Genomic DNA, 23,769 nt, shown 5'->3' with positions numbered 1-23,769 from the left:
ATACGGGAGCTTTTGTATATAGATCAGGCAGCAATTATGCTACTACTTGTCTGCGGATAATGTTTAATGCACCGCCGGCTTTGAACCATTCGATTTGCTGTGCATTATAACTGTGGTTAACCGGGAATTCTTCTTTAGAACCATCAGTATGGTTTAACACAAGTGTTAAAGGTACGTTAGGAGTGAAAGTAGTTAAACCTACGATATCGATCGCATCGTCTTCACGGATTTTCTCATAGTCCTCTTTATTTGCGAATGTTAATCCAAGCATACCTTGTTTTTTAAGGTTGGTTTCGTGGATACGTGCAAATGATTTTACCAATACGGCACGAACACCCAGGTGACGCGGCTCCATTGCAGCATGCTCGCGTGATGAACCTTCACCATAGTTTTCGTCGCCGACAACTATAGTTCCGATACCAGCAGCTTTATATGCGCGCTGAGTAGCAGGAACTGGTCCGTATTCTTCAGTCAGCAGGTTTTTTACATCATCAGTTTTGTCATTAAAGAAGTTGACGGCACCGATCAGCATGTTGTTGGAGATATTGTCAAGGTGGCCACGGAATTTTAACCATGGGCCAGCCATAGAAATATGGTCAGTAGTACATTTTCCTTTAGCTTTGATCAGCAATCTCAATCCTTTAAGATCTGTGCCTTCCCAAGGGGTAAAAGGATCAAGCAACTGCAGCCTGCTCGACGTTGGAGATACTAAAACCTGTACACCGCTTCCGTCAGCAGCCGGTTGCTGATAACCATCGTCATCCACATCAAAACCGCGTGTTGGCAGTTCATCACCCGTAGGTTCGTCAAGCATTACCTGCTCGCCGTTTGCATTGGTTAAGGTATCTGTTAATGGATTAAAGCTCAGATCACCTGCAATAGCCAAAGCAGTTACCAGTTCTGGTGAACCAACAAAAGCAAAGGTGTTAGGGTTACCATCGGCACGCTTGGCAAAGTTACGGTTGAAAGAGTGAACGATTGTGTTTTTCTCCTGTTTTTCCGCACCAACCCTGTCCCACATTCCAATACACGGTCCGCATGCGTTGGTAAACACTTTTGCACCAATCTGGTTGAATACATCTAAGAATCCGTCACGGGCAATCGTAAAACGCACGCGTTCAGATCCCGGATTGATGCAGTATTCTGCTTTAGCTGTCAGCCCTTTTGAAGCAACTTGTTTTGCAACACTTACTGCTCTTGAAATATCTTCGTAAGAAGAGTTTGTACAAGAACCGATCAGTCCTACATCAATTTTCATTGGCCATCCGTTTGCTGCTGCCACTTCTTTCATTTTAGAAATTGGTGTGGCCAGATCCGGAGTAAAAGGACCATTCAGGTAAGGCTCAAGAGTTGACAGGTCAATTTCGATTAACTGGTCGAAGAATTTATCAGGCTCAGCATATACCTCAGCATCGCCAGTAAGGTGTTCTTTTACTGCGTTGGCAGCATCAGCTACATCAGCTCTGTCTGTTGCACGAAGGTAACGTTCCATGCTCTCGTCATATCCGAAAGTAGAAGTTGTTGCACCAATTTCGGCACCCATATTACAAATGGTTCCTTTACCGGTACAGCTCATGCTTGTAGCGCCTTCGCCAAAATATTCAACAATAGCACCGGTACCACCTTTTACAGTAAGGATACCTGCTACTTTTAAGATCACATCTTTGGGAGAAGCCCAGCCGTTTAATTTTCCGGTGAGTTTTACTCCGATTAATTTAGGGAATTTAAGCTCCCATGGTAATCCTGCCATTACATCGCAGGCATCAGCACCACCAACACCAATTGCAACCATTCCCAATCCGCCTGCATTTACAGTGTGTGAATCGGTACCGATCATCATTCCGCCAGGGAATGCATAGTTTTCCAGAACTACCTGGTGGATAATACCAGCTCCGGGTTTCCAGAAACCAATACCATATTTGTTGGATACCGAAGCAAGGAAATCAAATACTTCTTTACTCTCTGTATTTGCTGCCGGTAAATCTATTTCTGCACCAAATTTTGCAGTGATCAGGTGATCACAATGTACTGTTGAAGGTACGGCAACTTTAGGCCTTCCAGCCTGCATGAACTGCAACAAAGCCATCTGGGCTGTTGCATCCTGCATTGCTACACGGTCAGGAGCAAAATCTACATAGTCCGTTCCCCTTACATAAGAGGTGTTCGTGTTTTCGTCCCAAAGGTGGGTATATAAGATTTTTTCTGAGAGTGTTAAAGGTCTGCCTACTAGTTTACGTGCCGCCTCAACGCGGGGGCCAAAGTTTGCATACACCTTTTTGATCATTTCAATATCAAAAGCCATTGATAATATGTGTTAAAAGGTAATATATTAGATTAAATTTCTAGCGAATTTACAAAAAAAAACAGGCTAAGGGCATCATATTGATATCATTATATTATTTATATATGTTCTAAATAAAAGCCTTCTGGCGGGGCTTGTGCCCCTGATCTTAAATTGCTGTCCGTTACTGAACGGATTCGTTCATAAACGGACACTGCCTTGTTTTAGGGGGCTTTTAAAGTGTTGCAGGACAGCGTTATTGACGGTTTATGATTTCTGGCCTGAACTTCGTGTCAGCTGCCGAAAATTATAGCGTATGAAACTGATAACCCTGTTTGGTAAAGAAACTGAGCGCAGCGGGCAGGGCAAACCGAAGCCGGTCAAATGCTTTGAGGCTGTCATGAAATACAATGATAGAACCGTTGCCTGTATGGCGGACAACATTCTCATAACATTTCTCCGGAGAAAGATTAAGGTCAAAATCTCCGCTTAAAACATCCCACATGATGATCCTAAGGTCGGGATTTATCGTTTTAAGATAGGAGATCTGAGATTTTTTGATCCTTCCGTAAGGGGGTCTGAAGAGGTTGGATCGGGTGAGCTGCTGGCATTGCTGAAAATTGCTGATGTAAAGGTCGTCTGCTGTTTTCCAGCCTTTTAAATGGTTAAAAGTATGGTTTCCGATGGCGTGCCCATCGTTTTTGACCCGTTCAAATATTTCCGGATGTTTAGAGATATTATCTCCGATGCAAAAGAAAGTTGCCTTGCAATTGAAACTTTTTAAAGTATTTAAAACAAAGTCTGTAACAACCGGTATGGGTCCATCGTCAAAGGTTAAATAAATGACTTTTTCGTTGCGGCTTTTGTTCCAGACTAATGATGGGTAATACCATTTTAATAAAAGAGGAGATTTAACCAGGTACATCACCAAATGTAATAAAAATCGGTGCTTGTACTGGGAAAATTACAAAATGAAATGAGTTGTTTATCTTAATATTGTGAAATTAGAATTATGAAAATGTTTACTAACAATAGTCTGTTGTCAAAATATACATTCGCAGCCGCCATTGGGTTCCTGAGTCTGGGGTTCTCAGTGTCCGCGCAGGCACAAGAAACATTAACTATACAGCAGGCCATTGAAAGAATGCTGCAAAATAACCTGAATATCAAAAGGGCGGTGCTCAGTGTGTCTTCTGCAGCGGTAGACCTGCAGCAATCCAAAGCAGCGCTTTATCCCAGTTTAAATGCAAGCGCTGATAACAGCCTCAGTTTTGGACGTGGTTTGAACAGTACAACATTTCAGGTGGTAAATCAGAAGTTTTACCAGGGAAGCGGTACCTTAAGCACCTCTGTGGATGTATTCGGTGGCCTTTCGAAGATTAACCAGATCAGACAGAACAAGATCCTGCTGGACGCCGGTAACAGTAACCTTGATAAAGTGAAGAATGATCTGATCCTGCAGGTGGTAACGTCTTATTTTCAGGTGGTTTTTAATGTGGAGCTTTTAAAAGCTTCCAAGGAGCAGCTATTGGTTGCACAGCAAACTGAAGAAAGAGAAGAAGCACTGATGGATGCCGGTAATAAAACAGTGGCAGATGTATCTCAGGCAAAGGCCCAGGCGGCTACTGCAGAGCTGAATGTAACCAATGCGCAGAATCAGCTTACCATTTCTTATTTGACCTTGTCCCAGCTGATGGAAATGCGGACAGATACCAATGAGTATAATGTTGTGGCCCCAACCGTTCAGGATATTGCAATGGCACAAAAGGTATTTAACGTAAATGACGTTTTCAATTCGGCAATGAGCGTTTTCCCTGATGTAAAACTGGCTGGTTTAAATAGACAGGCAGCAGAGAAAGGTATCGCTGTAGCCAGGGGCGCGCTTACCCCAAAAATTTCATTTGGTGCCAACCTGGGTTCTTCGTATTCCTACCTGCTTGCTGCTGAAAGCCAGAACCAGCATTTCTTTGACCAGGTGAGTTCAAGATTTAACCAGGGGATAGGCCTTAATCTGCAGATCCCTATATTCAATGGTCTTCAGGCCCGTTCAAATGTAAAAAGGGCAAAGATCAATTATGAAGATTATAAGCTGCAGGAAAATCTGACTAAAAACAATCTGTACAAAGTGATTGCACAGGCAATTGCCGATCTTAGGGCCGCAGACAGCCGTTATAGCTCTACCTTAAATACATTTAATGCCCAGAAGGACGCTTTCAATGTAATAGAGCAGCGCTACAATGTGGGGCTGGTAAATTCACTCGACTACAATACTTCAAGGACCAACAGAAATAAAGCAGAGACCGATTTTATACAGGCTAAATACGATCTGTTGTTCAGATCCAAGGTGATAGACTATTACTTAGGCCGGCAGATTAATTTTTAAAAATAAAAACCCAGACAAATAAATAAATTACAATGAACCCGCCTTTTTCAAATTAATTATTAAGCTCTCAGAGCAATAATTAATTTGAAAAACCAAGGCTCCATCAAACAACTAAAAACAAAATAAAATCAGATGAAATTAAAACACATACTCATCACTGTAGGCGTACTCATCGCTCTGCTGGTTGTAGCAAAGCTGACGGGCTTGATTGGCGGTGAAAAGATGGAGAAGGTTACCGTAGAGAAAGCAGCAAGCCGGAGAATTATAGAAACCGTTACTGCCAGCGGAAAAGTACAGCCCGAAACGGAAGTTAAACTGAGTTCCGAAGTTTCCGGAGAAGTGGTAGAGTTGCTGGTGAAGGAAGGTGATATTGTGAAGAAGGGACAGCTCCTGTTTAAAGTAAGGCCAGACGTGCTGCGCTCGGGTTTTGACAGGGCCAGTGCATCGTACAGTTCGCAGAAGGCAAGTGTGGCTTCGGCTGCGCAGGTACTGGAGCAGTCTAAGGCCAGTTTCGCCAACGAACAGGGTATATATAAACGTAACGTTGAGCTTTTCAAAAAGAAAGTAATCTCTGTTGCTGAATTTGATGCGGCAAAAGCAGCCTTTGTTACGGCAACAACTAATCTTGAAGGTGCCAAGCAGTCACTGATCGCTGCGAAATTTAATCTTGAAACATCAGGTGCCAATGTTCAGGAAGCAAGTGCGAATCTAGCCAAAGCAACGATCTTTGCGCCTGTTGACGGGGTGATTTCCAAGCTTTCGGTAGAATTGGGAGACAGGATTCTGGGTACTGCCCAGTTTGCAGGTACAGAAATCATGAGGATTTCAAACTTAACATCTATGGAAGTGAACGTGGATGTAAATGAGAATGATATCAACCGTGTAAATGTAGGCGACAGTGCTGTGATTGAAGTAGATGCTTTTGAAGATAAAAAGTTTAAGGGTGTAGTGACAGAGATCGCAAGTTCATCGAAAGATGTAGGCACCGCTGCCGCAACTGCAAGCACTGATCAGGTGACCAACTTTGTGGTTAAAGTACGTATCGCTGCGGACTCATACTCCGGGGTAAAAGGAGGAGCAAAAGATCTTCCTTCGCCATTCAGGCCAGGTCTTTCTGCAACGGTGGATATAGAAAGTTCTTCAGTAACCAGTTTGTCGGTTCCTATACAGTCTGTTTTTACCAAAGGAGGCAAAGATGAAGGCGATGCCAAGAACCCTGATGCAAATGCCGATAAGCAAAAAACAAAGCTGAATGATAAAACGATTAAACAGTATGTTTATACTTACGCTGAAGGCAAGGTAAAACAGGTAGAAGTGGTTACCGGAATTCAGAACGACCAGTATATCCAGATCAAAAAAGGATTGAAAGCCGGCACAGAAGTAATAAGCGGACCATATTCTGCCATTCAGAACAAACTGAAGGATGGTATGAAGGTAGAGAAAACCACTAAGGATAAGCTCTTTGCTGATCCTGGCAAAAAGTAAACTAACGCCTTATCAATAAAATAAGTAATTTGTCCCGGTTTAAACATTAAGCCGGGATTTTTTATTTATACAGAATGATACCAAAAGTCGCAATGATTGGTGGCGGTAGCTGGGCAACGGCCGTCATAAAGATGCTCTCTGACAATCTTACTGAAAAGGAAATTTACTGGTGGCTACGCGATGCCGAGTCCATTGCTTACCTGCAGAAATATAAGCATAACCCTAAATATCTGAGCGCAGTAGAACTCAATATCCCTGCAAGCCATATCTCAGGAGATATCGCTGAGGTTATAGGTTCTGCCGATTATATTATCCTGAACGTGCCTGCTGCATTTTTAAAAGAAACACTGAAAGATGTAAGTCCTGAGTTGTTGCGTGGCAAAAAGATCGTTTCTGCAATTAAAGGGGTTGTGCCAGACGAAAACCAGATTATCGGTGAATTTATGAACGAGCATTTCGGTGTTCCGCTGGACGATATACTGGTCATCAGTGGCCCCTGTCATGCAGAGGAAGTGGCACTGGAGAAATTATCCTATCTGACCATTGCTTCCATCAACATCGCATCGGCAGGGGATTTTTCAAAACTCCTAAATACAAGATACCTGAAAACCGTCATTTCGGATGATATTTTTGGTACAGAATATGGTGCCGTTTTAAAGAACATCTATGCTGTGGCCAGCGGTATCTGCCATGGACTAGGCTATGGTGATAATTTCCAGGCCGTACTGATCTCTAACGCAGTGCGTGAAATGGAGAGGTTTGTAGACGCCGTCCATCCTATTTCAAGGGACATCAAGGAGTCTGCCTATCTGGGTGATTTACTTGTTACTGCGTACTCCCAGTTTAGCAGGAACAGAACTTTCGGCAATATGGTGGGCAAAGGTTATACTGTTAAATCTGCGCAGCTGGAAATGAACATGGTGGCTGAAGGGTATTATGCTGCCCGGTGTATGCATATCGTAAACAACAAATACAAGGTAGAAATGCCAATTTGCCTCGCGGTATACCACATTCTTTACGAAGGTCATGCCCCGGCTACTGAGATGCAGGAACTCACTGAGCAGTTAAATTAAAACAATCCATATGTCGCGCTGTTGTATAGTTAAAATCTATAACGATGAACAAGAAATTTTTATCGGGTTTACTAACCCTTGCAATTGCCGGTACCATTTCCTTATCTGCTCAAGCACAGGAAAAAAAGAAAACTGTTGGTCAGACGATCGATAAAACTGCAACCAGTGTTGGACATAAAACGGCAGAAGTTGCTGTAAAAGGAACTTCAAAAGTAGGCGACAAAACATATAAAGGTAAAATGGCGCCAGATGGAACTGATGTATATATTGATGGTAAAAACCGTAAATATTATGTCAACAAAAAAGGCGGAAAAGTATATCTGAAAGCTTCTCAGATTATGGATAAGCCAGTAAAATAATTAAGGTTTTAACTATTACCTATTATTACCTGATCCGGATCATTTGATTCGGATTTTTTTTGCCCTTTCATTTCTAAAAAATTTTTAATGCCATTGAAATCAGGTATTTTTAAACACCTAAACAATCCTGATGATGACCAGAACTATTTTATTAACCTCGTTTGCAATCAGCCTCTGTGTTGAACTGTTTTCCTTCAATTGGGCTGCCGCACAGGAAATTCAGAAGTATAAACACGCAGCAGTAGTATGTGCGCATCCCGAAGCCGCCAGGGTAGGTGTGGCTATTATCAAAGATGGAGGAAATGCTGTAGACGCGGCTATTGCAGTACAGTTTGCACTGGCCGTAGTATATCCCAATGCCGGGAATATTGGCGGCGGAGGATTTATGATGTACAGAAGCAAAACCGGGGAGTCGGATGCGCTCGACTACCGTGAAACAGCTCCCGGAAAAGCTTCCCGTGATATGTACCTGGATGCAAAAGGGAATCCTGTCATTGATAAGAGTTTACTTGGTGCACTGGCCTCTGGCGTACCGGGATCTGTTGACGGAATGGTGAAGGCACATAATAAGTATGGTAAATTAAAATGGAAGAAAGATATCCAGCCCGCTATCGATCTCGCCGAAAAAGGTTTTGCTGTAACTGCACAGCAGGCTGCTGAACTCAACAGGCATAAAGCAGATTTTTTGAAATATAACAGTAAACCTGTTGCCTTCGTAAAAGAGGCCGTGTGGAAAGAGGGGGATCTGTTAAAGCAGCCACAGCTGGCAGCCACCTTAAAACTGATCAGGGATAAAGGCCGTGCAGGATTCTATGAAGGACCTGTAGCAGCTGCAATTGTTGCTGCTATGGCACATACGCAGGGTATTATCTCTGAGCAGGATCTGAAGGAATATAAATCTGTATGGAGAAAGCCGGTCTCCGGCAGTTATCAGAATTATACCGTCATCTCTATGCCTCCGCCGTCAAGCGGTGGTATTGCCTTGTTAACGATGCTGAAGCAGGTTGGCAATTATCCTTTATCGCGCTGGGGCTTTCAGCAGGATTCTACTGTACAGCTAATGGTTGAGGTGGAGCGCCGGGCATATGCAGACAGGGCCAGCTATCTGGGTGATCCTGATTTCTTTAAAGTACCGCAAACAGCACTGCTGGATACAAACTATATCCAGTCCAGGATCAAAGGGCTGAGTTTTGAAAAGGCCACGCTAAGTACTGATGTTAAACCGGGTGTATTGCCGGGATATGAAAGTGAGCAGACCACACATTATTCCATTGTTGATGCGGAAGGCAATGCAGTATCCGCAACGACTACGCTGAATGGTTCTTACGGTTCACTGGTTGTGGTAGATGGTGCCGGATTTATCCTCAACAATGAGATGGATGATTTTTCTGTAAAACCGGGATCTCCGAATATGTACGGGCTGATTGGCGGAGAGGCCAATTCTATCTACGCGGGCAAGCGGATGCTGAGCTCCATGACACCGACAATCATTGAAAAAGATGGGAAATTACTGATGGTTGTGGGCACTCCGGGCGGATCTACGATTATCACTTCTGTATTTCAAACCGTATTGAATGTACTGGCTTTTGGACAGGGCATGCAGGCTGCGGTTGCAGCGCCAAGGTTTCACCATCAGTGGCTGCCTGATGATGTCACGGTAGAAAAGGGTGCAATAGCACCAGCTGCGAGAGCACACCTTCAGGTAAAAGGATATACGTTTAAAGAGCGTGGTTCTATAGGCAGGGTTGATGCCATCCTGGTAAGGCCGGACGGTGAACTGGAGACAGGTGCTGATCCCAGGGGGAATGATACAGCCTCCGGTTTCTGATCACAGATGGTGGTGCAGGGTTGCAGCCTACCATCGCTGAGGGCAGAAAAGAAATCATATAGATATATTTAACGCTGTAAACAGAAATGGCCCGGACGATTGTCCGGGCCATTTCTGTTTATGATTGAGGAGTATTAAGATCTGCGTCTTCTGTCTCCGCTTCCGCTGCTTTCGCGTCTTCCGCTTCCACCGGCGTTTCCGCCTTCACGTGGTTTACCAGAGAAATCCCTGAATCCGCCACCAGCACTTGCGCCTTCACGTCTGCCACCGCCGCCAGAACTTCTTCTGTCGCCGCCGCCATAGCTCTTACGCTCGCCGCCACCGTAACTTTTACGTTCACCACCACCACTGTATGGTCTTCTTTCGCCGCCTCTGCTGCCGCCACCTTCTGGGGCATCACCAGATTTTTCGATTCTTACACCACGGTTGTTAAACTGGATATCGTTAAAGTTGGCAAACAAAGTATCAACACTTGCATTTTCAACTTCAAAGAATGAATAAACACCTTTAAGGTCGATTTTACCAATGTTTTTACCGCTGATCTTACCGTTGTTACATACAAAAGATAACAAGTCGCCTCTTGTAAATTCATCTACCGAACCTAAGTTGATAAATAAACGGGTGTAATCACTGTTTCTTGCGCCTCTTGCACCACGTTCTCCACGCTCGCCACGTTCATCCAATGCTGCTGCATTTAAGTCAGGCGCATTTTTGTAGTATTCTAAAAAGCGGTTAAACTCTAAAGATGCGAAACGTTTGATCACGTCCTCTTTGCTCAGTTCAGCAAATTCGTCCATGATCCTTGGAATGTACTGGTCAATCTGGCTTTCGTTTACTTCAACATTGTGAACTTTGTGAACCAAAGAGAACAATTGTTTTTCGCAAACATCAAACCCTGTTGGCAATTCTGCCTTAGTGAATGATTTACCGATGATTCTTTCAATCTGACGGATTTTGCCCAATTCTTTAGAATTGATGATACAGATAGAGATACCAGTTTTACCGGCTCTTCCTGTACGTCCGCTACGGTGCGTATAACTTTCAATTTCGTCAGGCAGTGAATAGTTCACAACGTGAGTTACGTTGTTTACGTCAATACCACGTGCAGCAACATCCGTTGCAATCAGCAATTGCATGTTACGGTCACGGAAACGCTGCATTACTTTATCACGTTGTTGTTGTGACAAATCACCGTGCAAAGCATCAGCATTGTAACCATCCTTGATTAAGTTTTCGGCAACATCCTGTGTATCCAGTTTGGTTTTACAGAACACTACTGCGAAAATTTCAGGGTTGAAATCCACAATACGTTTTAAGGCAGCATATTTATCTCTTGCACGTACTACATAGTACTCATGCTCGATATTTACGTTACCAGTGTTTTTGGTACCCATGGTCAACTCAGTAGGGTTGTCCATGTAGTTCTTAGCTATACGTCTCACTTCAGGAGGCATAGTTGCAGAGAATAACCATGTTTTTTTGTCGTCAGGAGTAGTAGATAAGATATCGTTGATATCGTCCTGGAAGCCCATGTTCAACATTTCGTCAGCTTCGTCAAGAACTACATATTTCACACTGCTGAAATCTATAGCCTTACGGCCGATAATGTCTAACATACGACCCGGTGTTGCAACAACAACTTGTACACCGTTTCTGATCTCACGCAATTGCTGCATAATGTTTGCGCCACCGTAAACGGCAACCACACTAGCACCAGGCGTGTTTTTTGAGTAATTTTTGATGTCGCTGGCAATTTGCAAGCAAAGCTCTCTTGTAGGGCATAAAATCAACGCCTGAGGCTTTTTAGAACTGAAGTCGATCAGTTCGATTAGCGGCAAACCAAATGCTGCTGTTTTTCCTGTTCCTGTTTGGGCCAAACCAACAAAGTCATTATTGCCCTCTAACAGCACAGGAATAGCTTGCTCCTGAATAGGTGTTGGATTTTCGAAACCTAAATCCTTTACGGCATTAACAACGTCATCACTTATCCCCAATAATTTAAATGGGTTTATCATTATAACTTTATTTATTAAGCCGCGAAGGTACGCTTATTTTTTGGTATTTGTTTGGTACATAACGAAATAATAATTAAATAGCCATTATCTCAGTCTGTCGGCCGACCGGATCAGCTGTTCGTCTTTGCGGATCCCTCTGAAAGCCAGTGCACAAAAAATGACAGACAGAAAGGGCAGGTAGGCGCCCAGATTGAAAACCGCACCAACAATTCCGCCGGGGATGTTGAGCGCATAATAAACGATGGCTGCAATCACCAGGATGATCACAAAGATGGCCAGGAGTACAATACGCTTCTGTAAGGCCCTGTTGTTAAATAAGAAGATAGCCGCCAGGCAGATCATGCCTGCAAGTATTGTACCGCCAAAAAGGGCAGAATAGGATACGGTTTTTTGAGTGATGTTATTTGCAGTGCTATAAATTCCGCCAACCTGCAGCCAGTTCAGCCCTGTGCTGGTGGGCACGGTAACTACCGGTAAAATAAGCAACAGGAACAGTGTCAGAGCAGCCAGAAAAAGCCATACAGATTGTACTCTTTGTATCATATCAATTTAATAATTTCAACAAATATATTAAAACACAACTAAACGCCTGTCTTGTTGAGGGGAAAAAAGTATTTTTGCAGTCAATTGAATACGCAACGCTTTTTTATAGAATTATCTTACGATGGCACAGCTTATCATGGCTGGCAGACACAGCCCAATTCGGTAACTGTGCAGCAGGAACTGGACAAAGCACTGTCTGTTTTTTTCAGGCAGCCGGTGGCAAGCCTGGGCTGCGGGAGAACGGATGCCGGTGTACATGCCAGTAAGTTCTTTGCGCACGCAGACTTGAAAGATGTTACTGAAACCGCGGCTGCAAATGCACTTGGCAGTATCAACGCTTTATTGCCTTATGCCATTGCAGTCAAAAGGATTTTTGCTGTGGAAGCTGAGGCCCATGCCCGTTTTGATGCAACGGCAAGATCCTACGAATATCATTTTCATTTTTGTAAAGATCCATTTAAGCTGAACCGCTCCTGGCTATATAAAGCGCCACTGGATGTTGCGGCAATGAATGCGGCAGCGGCCAGCCTGCTTAACTTTACAGATTTTACCAGCTTTAGCAAAACGAATACAGATACCGCCACAAACAACTGTAAAATTACTGAAGCCTGGTTCCGTGAAACGGATGAGGGGCTGATCTTCAGGATTTCTGCCGACCGCTTTTTAAGGAACATGGTACGTGCCATTGTAGGTACGCTGGTGCAGGTAGGGCGGAAAGAAATTGGTTTGGGTGATTTTACTTCAATCGTAGAAAGTAAAAACCGGAGCAGGGCGGGGCAGTCGGTACCGGCCTGCGGACTTTATCTTGTGAACATCATTTATCCTTTTGTAAATTAATTATGTCCAAAATTACCGGTGATGCTTTAAATGTAGGCCTGTTGAAAAGAGTTTTTCAATATGTAAAGCCTTACCGTACAATATTTATCTGGTCGGTCATTCTCACGATACTGCTTGCGGTTGTGGCGCCCGTAAGGCCATTCCTGATCAAATACACGCTGGATCATTATATCCTTCAGGGCCAGTATCAGGGATTGCTGATGATGACTGTGGTCATGCTGCTGTTGCTGGTGCTGCAAAGTGCAATCCAGTACAGTCATACGCTGCTTACCAATATCCTGGGGCAATCTGCTATTCGCGATCTAAGGATCAATGTATTTAATCACATCACTACGCTCCGTTTAAAATTCTTTGATAAAACCCCGATCGGGCAGCTGATCACACGTACTGTGTCTGATCTTGAAACGATATCCGATATCTTTTCTGAAGGGCTGATTGTTATTATAGGTGATATTTTGCAGGTAATTGCCATCATCTGTGTAATGTTTTATGCCGACTGGGGCTTGACCCTGATGGTATTGCTGCCCATGCCACTGCTGATTATTGCGACCTCAATCTTTCAGCGTTCTATCAAGTCGGCCTTCCAGGAGATCCGTACAGAGGTTTCCAATTTAAATACCTACCTGCAGGAACATATTACCGGCATCTCCATTATCCAGTATTTTGCCAGGGAAGATCAGGAGTACCGTAAATTTAAAAAGATCAATCAGCGCTACCGCGATGCCAATATCCGTTCTAACTGGTACTATTCTATTTTCTTTCCGGTTGTAGAAATTATATCGGCGATGTGCCTTGGCCTGCTCGTGTGGTACGGTGCTAAAAGCATCCTGTCCAAGCCGCTGGATGTAACTCCCGGCACTATTGCAGAATTTATCCTGTATATCGGTATGCTGTTTAAGCCAATCAGGGAGCTGGCGGACAAATTCAATACCCTGCAGATGGGTATGGTAGGCGCAGAGCGTGTTTTTAAGGTACTTGATACAGATGAAAAAACAGTAAATAATGGTACACACGCACCGGCGATGATGGAAGGAGATATTTCCTTTGATCATGTCTGGTTTGCCTATAGTGATGAGAACTATGTGCTGAAAGACCTCAGTTTTAAAGTTAAAGCAGGGCAGACAGTAGCCATGGTAGGTGCTACCGGTGCTGGAAAATCTTCTACCATCAATATCCTGAACCGTTTTTACGAGATCCAGAAAGGCGACATCAAGGTGGATGGGATTAATATCCATGATTATGAACTAGGCTATCTGAGGAGCCGCATCGCCACGGTGCTGCAGGATGTATTTCTGTTTTCTGATACAATCTTTAACAATATCACCCTGAACAATCCCCATATTACCATGAATGAAGTGGTAGACGCAGCGATAAAAGTTGGGGCACATGATTTTATTGAAAGGCTTCCGGGCGGATATCAGTACAATGTGATGGAGCGGGGCGCAACGCTTTCTGCGGGACAGGCACAGCTGATCTCATTTATCAGGGCACTGGTATACAATCCCTCTATCCTGGTACTTGATGAGGCTACCTCATCGGTAGATACAGAAACTGAGATGCTCATCCAGACCGCAATAGACAAGCTGATGAAGGGGCGTACTTCCATTGTGATTGCCCACCGGTTATCCACCATTCAAAAAGCAGATCAGATCATTGTACTGGATAAAGGAGAGATCATGGAAATGGGCAACCATCAGGAATTGCTGAGGTTAGATGGTTATTATAAACGTCTTTACGATCTGCAGTTCCATTCTGAGGGCATCGCTAAGTAGCATTTCTGTTTCTTTTCATTAATGTTTGAATTGCATTTGGCATTCCATGCAATAATCTTAGATTTGCATAAAAAATTATAGATACATGAGTGTTTTAGTAAATAAAGATTCGAAAGTAATTGTACAAGGTTTTACCGGAAATGAAGGTACTTACCATGCTTCACAAATGATAGAATACGGAACTGACGTAGTTGGCGGGGTAACACCTGGTAAAGGCGGACAAACTCATTTAGACAAACCGGTTTTTAATACGGTTAAAGATGCGGTTGATCAGGCTGGTGCCAATGTATCTATCATCTTTGTTCCGCCTGCATTTGCTGCAGATGCTATTATGGAAGCTGCTGAAGCTGGAATTAAAGTTATTGTATGTATTACTGAAGGTATCCCTACAAAGGATATGATTCAGGTTAAAGAATATATTGCCGGAAGGGATTGCCGTTTAATCGGTCCTAACTGTCCTGGTGTAATTACTGCGGATGAAGCTAAAATCGGTATCATGCCAGGTTTCATCTTCAAAAAAGGTACCGTTGGTGTAGTTTCTAAATCAGGTACGCTTACTTACGAAGCTGTTGACCAGGTAGTAAAAGCAGGTTTAGGTATCACTACTGCAATCGGTATCGGTGGAGACCCGATTATCGGAACAACAACTAAAGAAGCTGTTGAGCTGTTGATGAACGATCCTGAAACTGAAGGTATCATCATGATCGGTGAGATCGGTGGTGGTATGGAAGCTGAAGCTGCACTCTGGATCAAAGAAAATGGTACAAAACCAGTAGTTGGTTTTATCGCCGGACAAACAGCTCCTGCGGGCCGCAGAATGGGCCATGCTGGTGCAATCGTTGGTGGTGCCGATGATACTGCTGCTGCAAAAATGAAGATTATGGCTGAATGTGGTATTATCGTAGTGGAAAGCCCTGCTGAAATTGGCCAGGCAATGGCAGACGCACTAAAGAAATAATCCTTTTGATAAATAATATTGAATGAGGCTTGCCATGTTGGTTAAGCCTCATTTTTTTTATATCAACATATTGTCAATTTGCGCTGCGCCAACACTAAAAACCACCGGTTGTTGTTAATCGTATATAGGGCTTAACACACAAAAATATGATGAACAAATTAATTTTAATCATGGGTTTCGTCATGATCACCGGCTTAACTGCCTGTGCCCAGAAACAGGAAAAAGAAAATACAACTAAAACTACCAGCAAGATGGGATGGAATAAATTAACAAAAGAGGAAGAAGATGTAATCGTGCGCAAGGGAACAGAGTATCCGGGTACAGGAACATTGCTGAATAATAAAGCAAAAGGCACCTACACCTGCAAACGCTGTAATGCGCCGCTTTATCGCTCGGAGTCTAAATTTGAATCGGAATGCGGATGGCCAAGCTTTGATGATGAGATCAAGGGAGCTGTGATCAGGATCCCTGATGCAGACGGTTCGCGGACTGAAATTGTATGTGCAAATTGTAAGGCGCATCTCGGACATGTATTCCTTGGAGAAGGCTTTACTGCTAAAAACACACGTAACTGCGTAAACTCAATTTCAATGAATTTTGTTCCCGATAAATAGGGCCTGATGTTCCTTAATGCGCATAAATGCCCGATGATCAGTTCATTGGGCATTTTTTGTTTTGAAACTTGGGTGTTTTTTATATACCTTTGGCAGGTCACCAACAAAATTAAATATGAACCCGACTTGATTAAAATAATTATTTTAATCATCAAAGGCTCCATCTTTCAATTAAAAATCAATAGATGAATAAGATGAAATACTGTTTGCTTTTATTGAGTATGTTCGTGTTTCTGCAGGTCAGCGCACAGTCAGATGCTACCGGTACAGAATCCGGAACCGGTATTGTAACACGGATAAAAACAGGACTTGCAACCTATTATCATAGAAAATTTGAAGGCCGCAGAACTACCAGCGGTGTAAAGTACCGGGGCAGGAAATTCACCTGCGCGCATATGAGTCTTCCCCTGGGTACCATCGTTACCGTAACGAACCTTTCCAATGGAAAATCTGTAGATGTGGAGGTAAATGACAGGGGCCCGCACAGTAAACGCTATATTATTGATGTTTCTGAAAGTGCTGCCAAAGAACTTGGTTTCTTTAATAAAGGGCAGTCCCAGGTGAGCATCAGCTACGGTAACCCAACTTAAAATCAATCCGTACATCAATACAATCAGTCAGGTGAGGCATTATGCTGCGCTGCGCCTCCTTGCTGAAATCTTGATCTTTTCGCTTATAAAGTCAGGTTTGTAAATGTTATTAACATTTATCTGCTGCTCGCACGTGACAGCCGTAAATCATTAACAACTTTCTAAAGTAATTTATCGGTAATATTTTCCCCTCTGTGTGGATAATTACGCCCACTTGTTAACAACTATTGCTAACGATTAAAAGCTTCAAAGTTTATATTTGTTATTATAAGAATCCTGTTAAACTCATCAAAATATTGTTGGCTAAGGATTTAATATTTAATTAGTTAAGGTTAGATAATAAATCTGTTTTATTTTAAACTTTTGATTTGCGCAAGAAAAGCCGATGAAGAGGGTTTAACAGGAAGTTCGACGCAATTGATTATACATCATTTAAAATATACCATGGAAGAAGAAGTATTACTGAAAGAGAACAAAGATCGCTTTGTCCTGCTGCCAATCAAATATCCGGCAATCTGGGAAATGTATAAAAAGAGTGAAGCTAGTTTTTGGACAGCGGAAGAGATTGACCTCTCTGACGATCAGAAGCACTGGGATAACCTGAATGATGGTGAGCGTCATTTCATCTCTCATATCCTCGCCTTTTTCTCTGCCAGTGATGGTATCGTCAACGAGAACCTTGCGGTTAATTTCATGAGCGAAGTTCAGTTGCCTGAAGCACGCTGTTTTTATGGCTTCCAGATCATGATGGAAAATATCCATTCTGAAACCTACGCCTTACTGATTGATACCTATATTAAGGATGAAGCAGAGAAGGACAGGTTGTTTCATGCCATCGAAACCGTACCATGCGTAAAGAGAAAAGCAGAATGGGCACTAAGGTGGATTGATAACGGCAACTTTGCTGAACGGCTGGTAGCTTTTGCTGCGGTTGAAGGTATTTTCTTTAGCGGAAGCTTTTGCTCTATCTTCTGGTTGAAGAAACGCGGACTGATGCCCGGACTGACTTTCAGCAATGAACTGATCTCGAGGGATGAAGGTATGCACTGTGAATTTGCGTGTCTGCTTTACAAGATGCTGAACACCAGGCTTTCTCAGGAAGCGGTACATGGCATTATCAAAGACGCAGTGGAAATAGAGAAAGAATTTGTCACTGACGCATTGCCGGTTGCCCTGATTGGAATGAATGCGAAGTTAATGTCTCAGTATATTGAGTTTGTGGCCGACAGATGGTCTGCAGAACTGGGATATGATAAAATATATAATGCCACTAACCCTTTTGATTTCATGGAAATGATTTCTCTGCAGGGCAAAACCAACTTCTTTGAAAAACGTGTTGGTGATTACCAGAAAAGTGGAGTACTTACCTCGTCTGAAGACAAAGCTTCGGCTTTCTCTCTGGATGATGATTTTTGATATTTACAGCTGCCCTTGCCGGTAAGTATTGAACCAATAAAATAATATTAATTTATTGCCGATGTTGGGCGTTGCCTTGAACAACACTGAATAAGCAATACAAAACCCTGAAAAAATATGTTTGTAGAAAAAAGAGATGGTCGCAAAGAAGCGGTGCGGTTTGACAAAATCACAGCCCGCATCGAGAAATTATGTTATGGCTTCAATGCTGAACTGGTTGATCCTATTGATGTAGCCAAGAAGGTAATTGAAGGTTTATATGATGGCGTTACCACGTCAGAATTAGACAACCTTGCTGCTGAAACTGCCGCCTCTTTAACTACCAAGCATCCTGATTACGCCTTACTGGCGTCAAGGATCGCTGTATCCAACCTGCATAAAAACACGACGAAGTCGTTTTCTAAAACGATGGAAATGTTATACCGTTATGTAGATCCTAAAACTGACAAGTCAGCTTCACTGATTGCCGATGATGTTTGGGCAGTGATCGAGGCCAATGCCGATATCCTGGACAGTACAATTATCTACGACAGGGATTTTGGATTTGATTATTTTGGCTTTAAAACGCTTGAAAAATCTTACCTGCTGAAAATCAACGGAATTATCGTTGAGCGTCCGCAGCATTTATACATGCGTGTAGCCGTTGGAATCCATAAAGGTGATATCGACAGCGTTATTGCAAGTTACAACCTGATGAGCGAGCGCTGGTTTACACATGGAACGCCTACACTGTTCAATGCAGGAACACCTAAACCTCAGATGTCGTCGTGCTTTTTGCTGACGATGCAGGATGACAGTATCGAAGGTATTTATGACACCCTTAAACAAACTGCCAAGATTTCACAGAGTGCCGGCGGTATAGGTTTGAGCATCCACAATGTAAGAGCTACCGGAGCCTATATCAGCGGAACTAACGGTACAAGTAACGGTATCGTGCCGATGTTGAAGGTATTTAATGATACTGCCCGTTACGTAGACCAGGGTGGAGGCAAGCGTAAAGGTGCTTTCGCCATCTACCTGGAACCATGGCATGCAGATGTATTCTCATTCCTTGACCTGCGTAAAAACCATGGTAAAGAAGAAATGCGTGCCCGCGATCTGTTCTATGCACTGTGGATCTGCGATTTGTTTATGCAGCGCGTAGAGGACAATGGCGAATGGAGCCTGTTCAGCCCGGATGAAGCACCGGGACTGGCTGATTGCTGGGGCAAGGAATTTGAGGCTTTATATGAGCGCTACGAGAAAGAAGGACGTGCCCGCAAAACCATCAAAGCACAGGAATTATGGTTCGCAATTCTTGATTCACAGATCGAAACAGGAACGCCATATTTATTATACAAAGATGCCGCAAACGGCAAATCAAATCAGCAGAATTTAGGAACCATCAAAAGTTCTAATTTGTGTACCGAGATCATGGAGTACAGCTCTAAAGATGAGGTAGCTGTGTGTAACCTGGCTTCACTGGCCCTGCCAAGATTTGTAATCAACGGAGAATTTGATCACCAGAAATTATATGATGTAACTTACCAGGCTACATTGAACCTGAATAAGGTAATCGATTATAACTATTATCCGATCGAGGAAGCGAGATATTCCAACATGCGCCACAGACCTGTTGGCCTGGGTGTGCAGGGACTTGCCGATGCCTTCATCCTGATGCGCCTGCCTTTTGAAAGTGAAGGTGCAAAAGAACTGAACAAGGAAATCTTTGAAACGATCTATTTTGCAGCAATGACTGCTTCGCATGATCTTGCATTAAAAGATGGTGCATACGAAACATTCAAAGGTTCCCCGCTGTCGGAGGGTAAATTCCAGTTTGACCTCTGGAATGTAAAACCTGCCAGCAACCGCTGGAACTGGGAAGACCTGCGTGCCAAAGTGGTGAAAGACGGTGTACGTAACTCGCTGCTCGTTGCTCCGATGCCTACCGCATCAACTTCACAGATCCTTGGCAACAACGAATGTTTTGAGCCTTATACTTCAAATATTTATACCAGAAGGGTATTGAGCGGTGAGTTTGTGGTAGTAAATAAACACTTGCTGAAAGATCTTGTTTCTCTTGGCCTGTGGACACCTGCAATGAAAGACAGGATCATCCTGGCTAACGGATCAGTTCAGGATATCGCTGAGATCCCTGATTACATCAAGGAATTATACAAAACAGTTTGGGAAATTAAAATGCGCAGCATTATTGATATGGCGGCCGACCGTGGCGCGTATATCTGCCAGTCGCAGTCACTGAACCTGTTTATCAATGCACCGAATACTTCCAAACTGACTTCAATGCACTTCTACGCATGGAAAAAAGGTTTGAAAACGGGTATGTATTACCTGCGCACCCAGGCAGCTTCTCAGGCAGTTAAATTTACTGTAGAGAACCAGGCTGGCAAAGCAATGGAGCCTGTAATCCCTGAAATTATCGAGCAGGTGGTTGAAGAGATCACTGATGGCCCGGTTTGTTCTATGGAAGAAGGCTGTATCAGCTGCTCAGGATAATCTAAATCTCATAAAATTGAACGCATAAAGTACGGTAATTGATTTTACCGTACTTTTGTGTTTTAATCCTGTCCCTCAATGACCAAGCACGAAATCATACCATGCGAACGCTGCGGTTCGGCAATAGAGTGTAAGGCCAATTCTTATACCAAGTGCCAGTGCAGTGTAGTGCATCTCGATCTCAACGAGGTGCAGTATATCAGTGAACATTATGACAGCTGCCTGTGTGCCAAATGCCTGTTTGAACTGCAGCAGGAATACAAAGACAGCCTGATCATAGAGATGCCGCCTAAGGCTTCATAATCAGACAAACTATATCTGATCATATCAGTTTCGATATTTTCTTTAACTTTGCACCACAAAATTTCATAGAATGGCTAAAGTACAAGTTGGATTGGTGCAGATGAGCTGTACCAGTAACAAACAAGAAAATTTAGATAAGGCAATTGTAAAGATCCGCGAGGTAGCAGCACAGGGTGCCCAGGTGGTGTGCCTGCAGGAACTTTTTACATCACTTTATTTCTGCGATGTTGAAGATTACGAAAATTTTAAACTTGCGGAGACTATTCCCGGCCCTTCAACAGATGCATTATCTGCTGTTGCTGCCGAACTGAATGTGGTGATCGTTGCTTCACTTTTTGAGAAAAGAGCTGAGGGCCTTTACCATAATACTACCGCTGTTCTGGATGCTGACGGTACCTATTTAGGTAAGTACCGCAAAATGCACATCCCTGATGATCCCGGTTTTTACGAGAAGTTCTATTTTACTCCCGGCGATCTGGGCTACAAAGTCTTTAAAACCAAATACGCAAAAATCGGTGTGCTGATCTGCTGGGATCAGTGGTATCCTGAAGCTGCCCGTTTAACGGCGCTGATGGGTGCTGATTTCCTGGTTTACCCTACCGCAATCGGATGGGCAACTACACAGGATGAAGCCACAAATACCGAACAATATAATGCATGGCAGACCATGCAGCGTTCACACGCTATTGCCAACGGCGTTCCCGTGGTAAGCATTAACCGTGTAGGCGAAGAAGCAGGTGTTGCTTTCTGGGGCGGATCATTTGTATCCAACCCTTTCGGATCGCTTTTATATCTGGCTTCACACGATAAAGAAGAACTAAAAGTTGTAGAACTTGACCTTACCCTGTCCAACAGCTACAGGACACACTGGCCCTTCCTGCGTGACAGAAGAATTGACAGCTATTCGCAAATTACTAAAAGATATATTGATGACGAGTCTATTTGATCACTCGCCAAGGAGAGCCGGTTACCGCTTTCCGGCAGAATGGGAAGAACATGAAGCAACCTGGCTGACATGGCCGCACAAAGAGGCTTCGTGGCCCGGCAAGCTGGATACGATCTATGCACCTTACTGCGAATTTATTAAGGTTGTAGCCACAGGTGAAAAGGTACGGATCAATGTAAATGACGAAGCAACAAAAGCTTTTGCCATTTCAAAATTAGAGGAAGCCGGGGCGGACCTGAGCCAGATTGAGTTTTACTTTAACCCCAGCAATGATGCATGGTGCCGTGATCATGGGCCTGCATTTCTGATTAACCCCGGTTCAGATCAGAAAAAGGTGGTGGTAGACTGGGATTATAATGCCTGGGGCAATAAATATCCTCCCTATGAACTGGATGATGTGATCCCTACCAGAATTGGCGATCATTTTAACCTGCCGGTATTTAACCCCGGTATCGTGATGGAAGGCGGATCTGTGGAATTTAATGGTGCTGGCACCATTCTAACGTCGCGCGCCTGTTTATTAAATGAAAACAGGAACCCGCATCTCAGCCAGGAGCAGATAGAAGAATACCTGAAAGAGTGCTACGGTGCCCTGCAGGTGCTGTGGGTTGGCGATGGCATTGTTGGTGATGATACTGACGGACATATTGATGATATCACCCGTTTTGTAAACCCCAATACTGTACTGACAGTGATTGAATCCAATCCTCTGGATGAGAATTATATCCTGCTCAAAGAAAATCTTGAAGAGCTGAAGGCAATGCGCCTGATTAACGGCATGCCGCTGAATATCGTTCAGCTGCCGATGCCCTCACCGGTGATCCATGAAGATACAAGATTGCCTGCTTCATATGCGAACTTTTATATCGCGAATGCAGCAGTCATCGTACCTACCTTCAGGGATGTAAATGATGAGATTGCACTGGAGATCATCCGTGGTGTTTTCCCTGACAGGAAAGTGGTAGGTATAGATTCTACAGACATTATCTGGGGACTGGGCAGTTTCCATTGCCTGAGCCAGCAGGAACCTGCAGTATAAATAAAGATTTAAAAAAGCTGTTGAAGGGCATATGGCCTTGAAACAGCATACCAAACCATTAACAACCAATACATAACCAGATGAAATTATTAGAAGGAAAAACGGCATTAATAACTGGTGCCTCAAAAGGCATAGGACGCAAAATTGCTGAGAAGTTTGCTGAGCAGGGCGCGAATGTTGCTTTTACTTACCTGTCTTCTGTAGAAAAAGGAGAAGCCCTTGAACATGAATTGCAGGCTTTTGGAACAAAGGTTAAAGGCTACCGTTCTGATGCTTCTAAATTTGACGAAGCAGAAAAACTGATCAGTGACATCGTTGCGGAATTTGGTACACTGGATATCGTAGTAAACAACGCAGGTATCACCAAAGACGGTTTGCTGATGCGCATGAGCGAGGAAAACTGGGATGATGTAATCAATGTAAACCTGAAGTCGGTATTTAACGTAACCAAAGCGGCATCAAAGATCATGATGAAAGCCCGTAAAGGATCCATCATTAACATGAGCTCTGTGGTAGGTGTTCAGGGAAATGCAGGACAGGCAAATTATGCAGCTTCCAAAGCAGGTATTATCGGCTTCTCCAAATCAGTAGCCAAAGAACTGGGATCAAGAAATATCCGCACCAATGTTGTTGCTCCGGGATTTATCCGTACAGAAATGACCGATGTGCTTGATCCTAAAGTGGTAAAAGGCTGGGAAGAAGGTATCCCGCTGAAAAGAGCTGGAGAGCCGGAAGATGTAGCTAACGTTTGCGTATTTCTGGCATCAGACATGAGCGCATATGTTACCGGACAGGTATTGTCGGTTTGCGGCGGCATATTATAGCCAGCTG

20 protein-coding genes are annotated in these 23,769 nt (G+C 43.5%); 16 read left to right on the top strand and 4 right to left on the bottom strand.

Going from position 1 to position 23,769, the window contains the following annotated elements:
- Window positions 1-34 precede the first annotated feature (34 nt).
- Together FN831_RS11290 and FN831_RS11285 are read right to left on the bottom strand one after the other, a co-directional pair.
- Window positions 35-2,302, bottom strand: a complete 2,268-nt coding sequence (locus FN831_RS11290) for an aconitate hydratase (RefSeq protein ID WP_142528332.1) — start codon at window positions 2,300-2,302, stop codon at window positions 35-37.
- A gap of 286 nt (window positions 2,303-2,588) precedes the next feature.
- A complete protein-coding gene (locus FN831_RS11285) occupies window positions 2,589-3,206 on the bottom strand; it encodes a polysaccharide deacetylase family protein (protein ID WP_142528331.1) in 618 nt (205 codons plus the stop codon).
- 114 nt (window positions 3,207-3,320) lie between these two features.
- Between FN831_RS11285 and FN831_RS11280 the strand changes: the two genes are divergently transcribed.
- The 5 genes from FN831_RS11280 to ggt all read left to right on the top strand — a co-directional run bounded on the left by FN831_RS11280 (window position 3,321) and on the right by ggt (window position 9,409).
- Complete coding sequence (locus FN831_RS11280) at window positions 3,321-4,664, top strand: TolC family protein (RefSeq protein ID WP_246101477.1); 1,344 nt, start codon at window positions 3,321-3,323, stop codon at window positions 4,662-4,664.
- 132 nt (window positions 4,665-4,796) lie between these two features.
- Window positions 4,797-6,149: an efflux RND transporter periplasmic adaptor subunit gene (locus FN831_RS11275; protein ID WP_142528329.1), complete on the top strand. Its 1,353-nt coding sequence runs from the start codon at window positions 4,797-4,799 to the stop codon at window positions 6,147-6,149.
- A gap of 74 nt (window positions 6,150-6,223) precedes the next feature.
- Window positions 6,224-7,222, top strand: coding sequence for an NAD(P)H-dependent glycerol-3-phosphate dehydrogenase (locus FN831_RS11270; protein WP_142528328.1), 999 nt, complete (start codon window positions 6,224-6,226; stop codon window positions 7,220-7,222).
- A 44-nt stretch (window positions 7,223-7,266) separates the two neighbouring features.
- Window positions 7,267-7,581 (top strand): hypothetical protein, encoded by a 315-nt coding sequence (locus FN831_RS11265; RefSeq protein ID WP_246101475.1) that lies wholly within the window; start codon window positions 7,267-7,269, stop codon window positions 7,579-7,581.
- A 133-nt stretch (window positions 7,582-7,714) separates the two neighbouring features.
- Complete coding sequence (gene ggt / locus FN831_RS11260) at window positions 7,715-9,409, top strand: gamma-glutamyltransferase (RefSeq protein ID WP_142528516.1); 1,695 nt, start codon at window positions 7,715-7,717, stop codon at window positions 9,407-9,409.
- 134 nt (window positions 9,410-9,543) lie between these two features.
- Here the strand turns inward: ggt and FN831_RS11255 are convergent, their stop codons facing one another.
- Window positions 9,544-11,424 (bottom strand): DEAD/DEAH box helicase, encoded by a 1,881-nt coding sequence (locus FN831_RS11255; RefSeq protein WP_185960453.1) that lies wholly within the window; start codon window positions 11,422-11,424, stop codon window positions 9,544-9,546.
- Window positions 11,425-11,508: 84 nt separating this feature from the next.
- Complete coding sequence (locus FN831_RS11250) at window positions 11,509-11,967, bottom strand: DUF4293 domain-containing protein (protein ID WP_142528326.1); 459 nt, start codon at window positions 11,965-11,967, stop codon at window positions 11,509-11,511.
- An 84-nt stretch (window positions 11,968-12,051) separates the two neighbouring features.
- On the opposite strand from FN831_RS11250, the gene truA reads away from it, so the two are divergent.
- The 11 genes from truA (at window position 12,052) to fabG (ending at window position 23,762) form a co-directional block, all read left to right on the top strand.
- On the top strand, window positions 12,052-12,804 hold the full coding sequence (truA, locus tag FN831_RS11245) for a tRNA pseudouridine(38-40) synthase TruA (RefSeq protein ID WP_142528325.1): 753 nt from the start codon (window positions 12,052-12,054) through the stop codon (window positions 12,802-12,804).
- Window positions 12,805-12,806: 2 nt separating this feature from the next.
- Entirely contained in the window at window positions 12,807-14,576 is a 1,770-nt protein-coding gene (locus FN831_RS11240; RefSeq protein WP_142528324.1) for an ABC transporter ATP-binding protein, read from the top strand.
- Between the two features lie 85 nt (window positions 14,577-14,661).
- Entirely contained in the window at window positions 14,662-15,534 is an 873-nt protein-coding gene (gene sucD / locus FN831_RS11235; RefSeq protein ID WP_142528323.1) for a succinate--CoA ligase subunit alpha, read from the top strand.
- A gap of 146 nt (window positions 15,535-15,680) precedes the next feature.
- Window positions 15,681-16,148, top strand: a complete 468-nt coding sequence (locus FN831_RS11230) for a methionine-R-sulfoxide reductase (RefSeq protein WP_142528322.1) — start codon at window positions 15,681-15,683, stop codon at window positions 16,146-16,148.
- Between the two features lie 185 nt (window positions 16,149-16,333).
- Window positions 16,334-16,738, top strand: coding sequence for a septal ring lytic transglycosylase RlpA family protein (locus FN831_RS11225; protein ID WP_246101473.1), 405 nt, complete (start codon window positions 16,334-16,336; stop codon window positions 16,736-16,738).
- A gap of 444 nt (window positions 16,739-17,182) precedes the next feature.
- Entirely contained in the window at window positions 17,183-18,154 is a 972-nt protein-coding gene (locus tag FN831_RS11220; RefSeq protein WP_142528321.1) for a ribonucleoside-diphosphate reductase small subunit, read from the top strand.
- Window positions 18,155-18,271: 117 nt separating this feature from the next.
- The gene (locus tag FN831_RS11215; protein WP_142528320.1) at window positions 18,272-20,650 is read left to right on the top strand and encodes a ribonucleoside-diphosphate reductase subunit alpha; all 2,379 of its coding nucleotides are present in this window, start codon (window positions 18,272-18,274) and stop codon (window positions 20,648-20,650) included.
- 78 nt (window positions 20,651-20,728) lie between these two features.
- The gene (locus FN831_RS11210; RefSeq protein WP_142528319.1) at window positions 20,729-20,953 is read left to right on the top strand and encodes a cysteine-rich CWC family protein; all 225 of its coding nucleotides are present in this window, start codon (window positions 20,729-20,731) and stop codon (window positions 20,951-20,953) included.
- Between the two features lie 70 nt (window positions 20,954-21,023).
- Window positions 21,024-21,899, top strand: coding sequence for a carbon-nitrogen hydrolase (locus tag FN831_RS11205; protein ID WP_142528318.1), 876 nt, complete (start codon window positions 21,024-21,026; stop codon window positions 21,897-21,899).
- A complete protein-coding gene (locus tag FN831_RS11200; protein ID WP_142528317.1) occupies window positions 21,883-22,938 on the top strand; it encodes an agmatine deiminase family protein in 1,056 nt (351 codons plus the stop codon). Before FN831_RS11205 ends, FN831_RS11200 begins: the two co-directional genes overlap by 17 nt.
- An 80-nt stretch (window positions 22,939-23,018) precedes the next feature.
- Window positions 23,019-23,762, top strand: coding sequence for a 3-oxoacyl-[acyl-carrier-protein] reductase (gene fabG / locus FN831_RS11195; RefSeq protein ID WP_142528316.1), 744 nt, complete (start codon window positions 23,019-23,021; stop codon window positions 23,760-23,762).
- Window positions 23,763-23,769: the final 7 nt, after the last annotated feature.

The sequence above is a fragment of the Pedobacter westerhofensis genome (assembly GCF_900182595.1).
GTDB lineage: Bacteria > Bacteroidota > Bacteroidia > Sphingobacteriales > Sphingobacteriaceae > Pedobacter > Pedobacter westerhofensis.
Note: the sequence above shows the minus strand (reverse complement) of the source record. Positions and strands in the feature narration are given on the sequence as shown.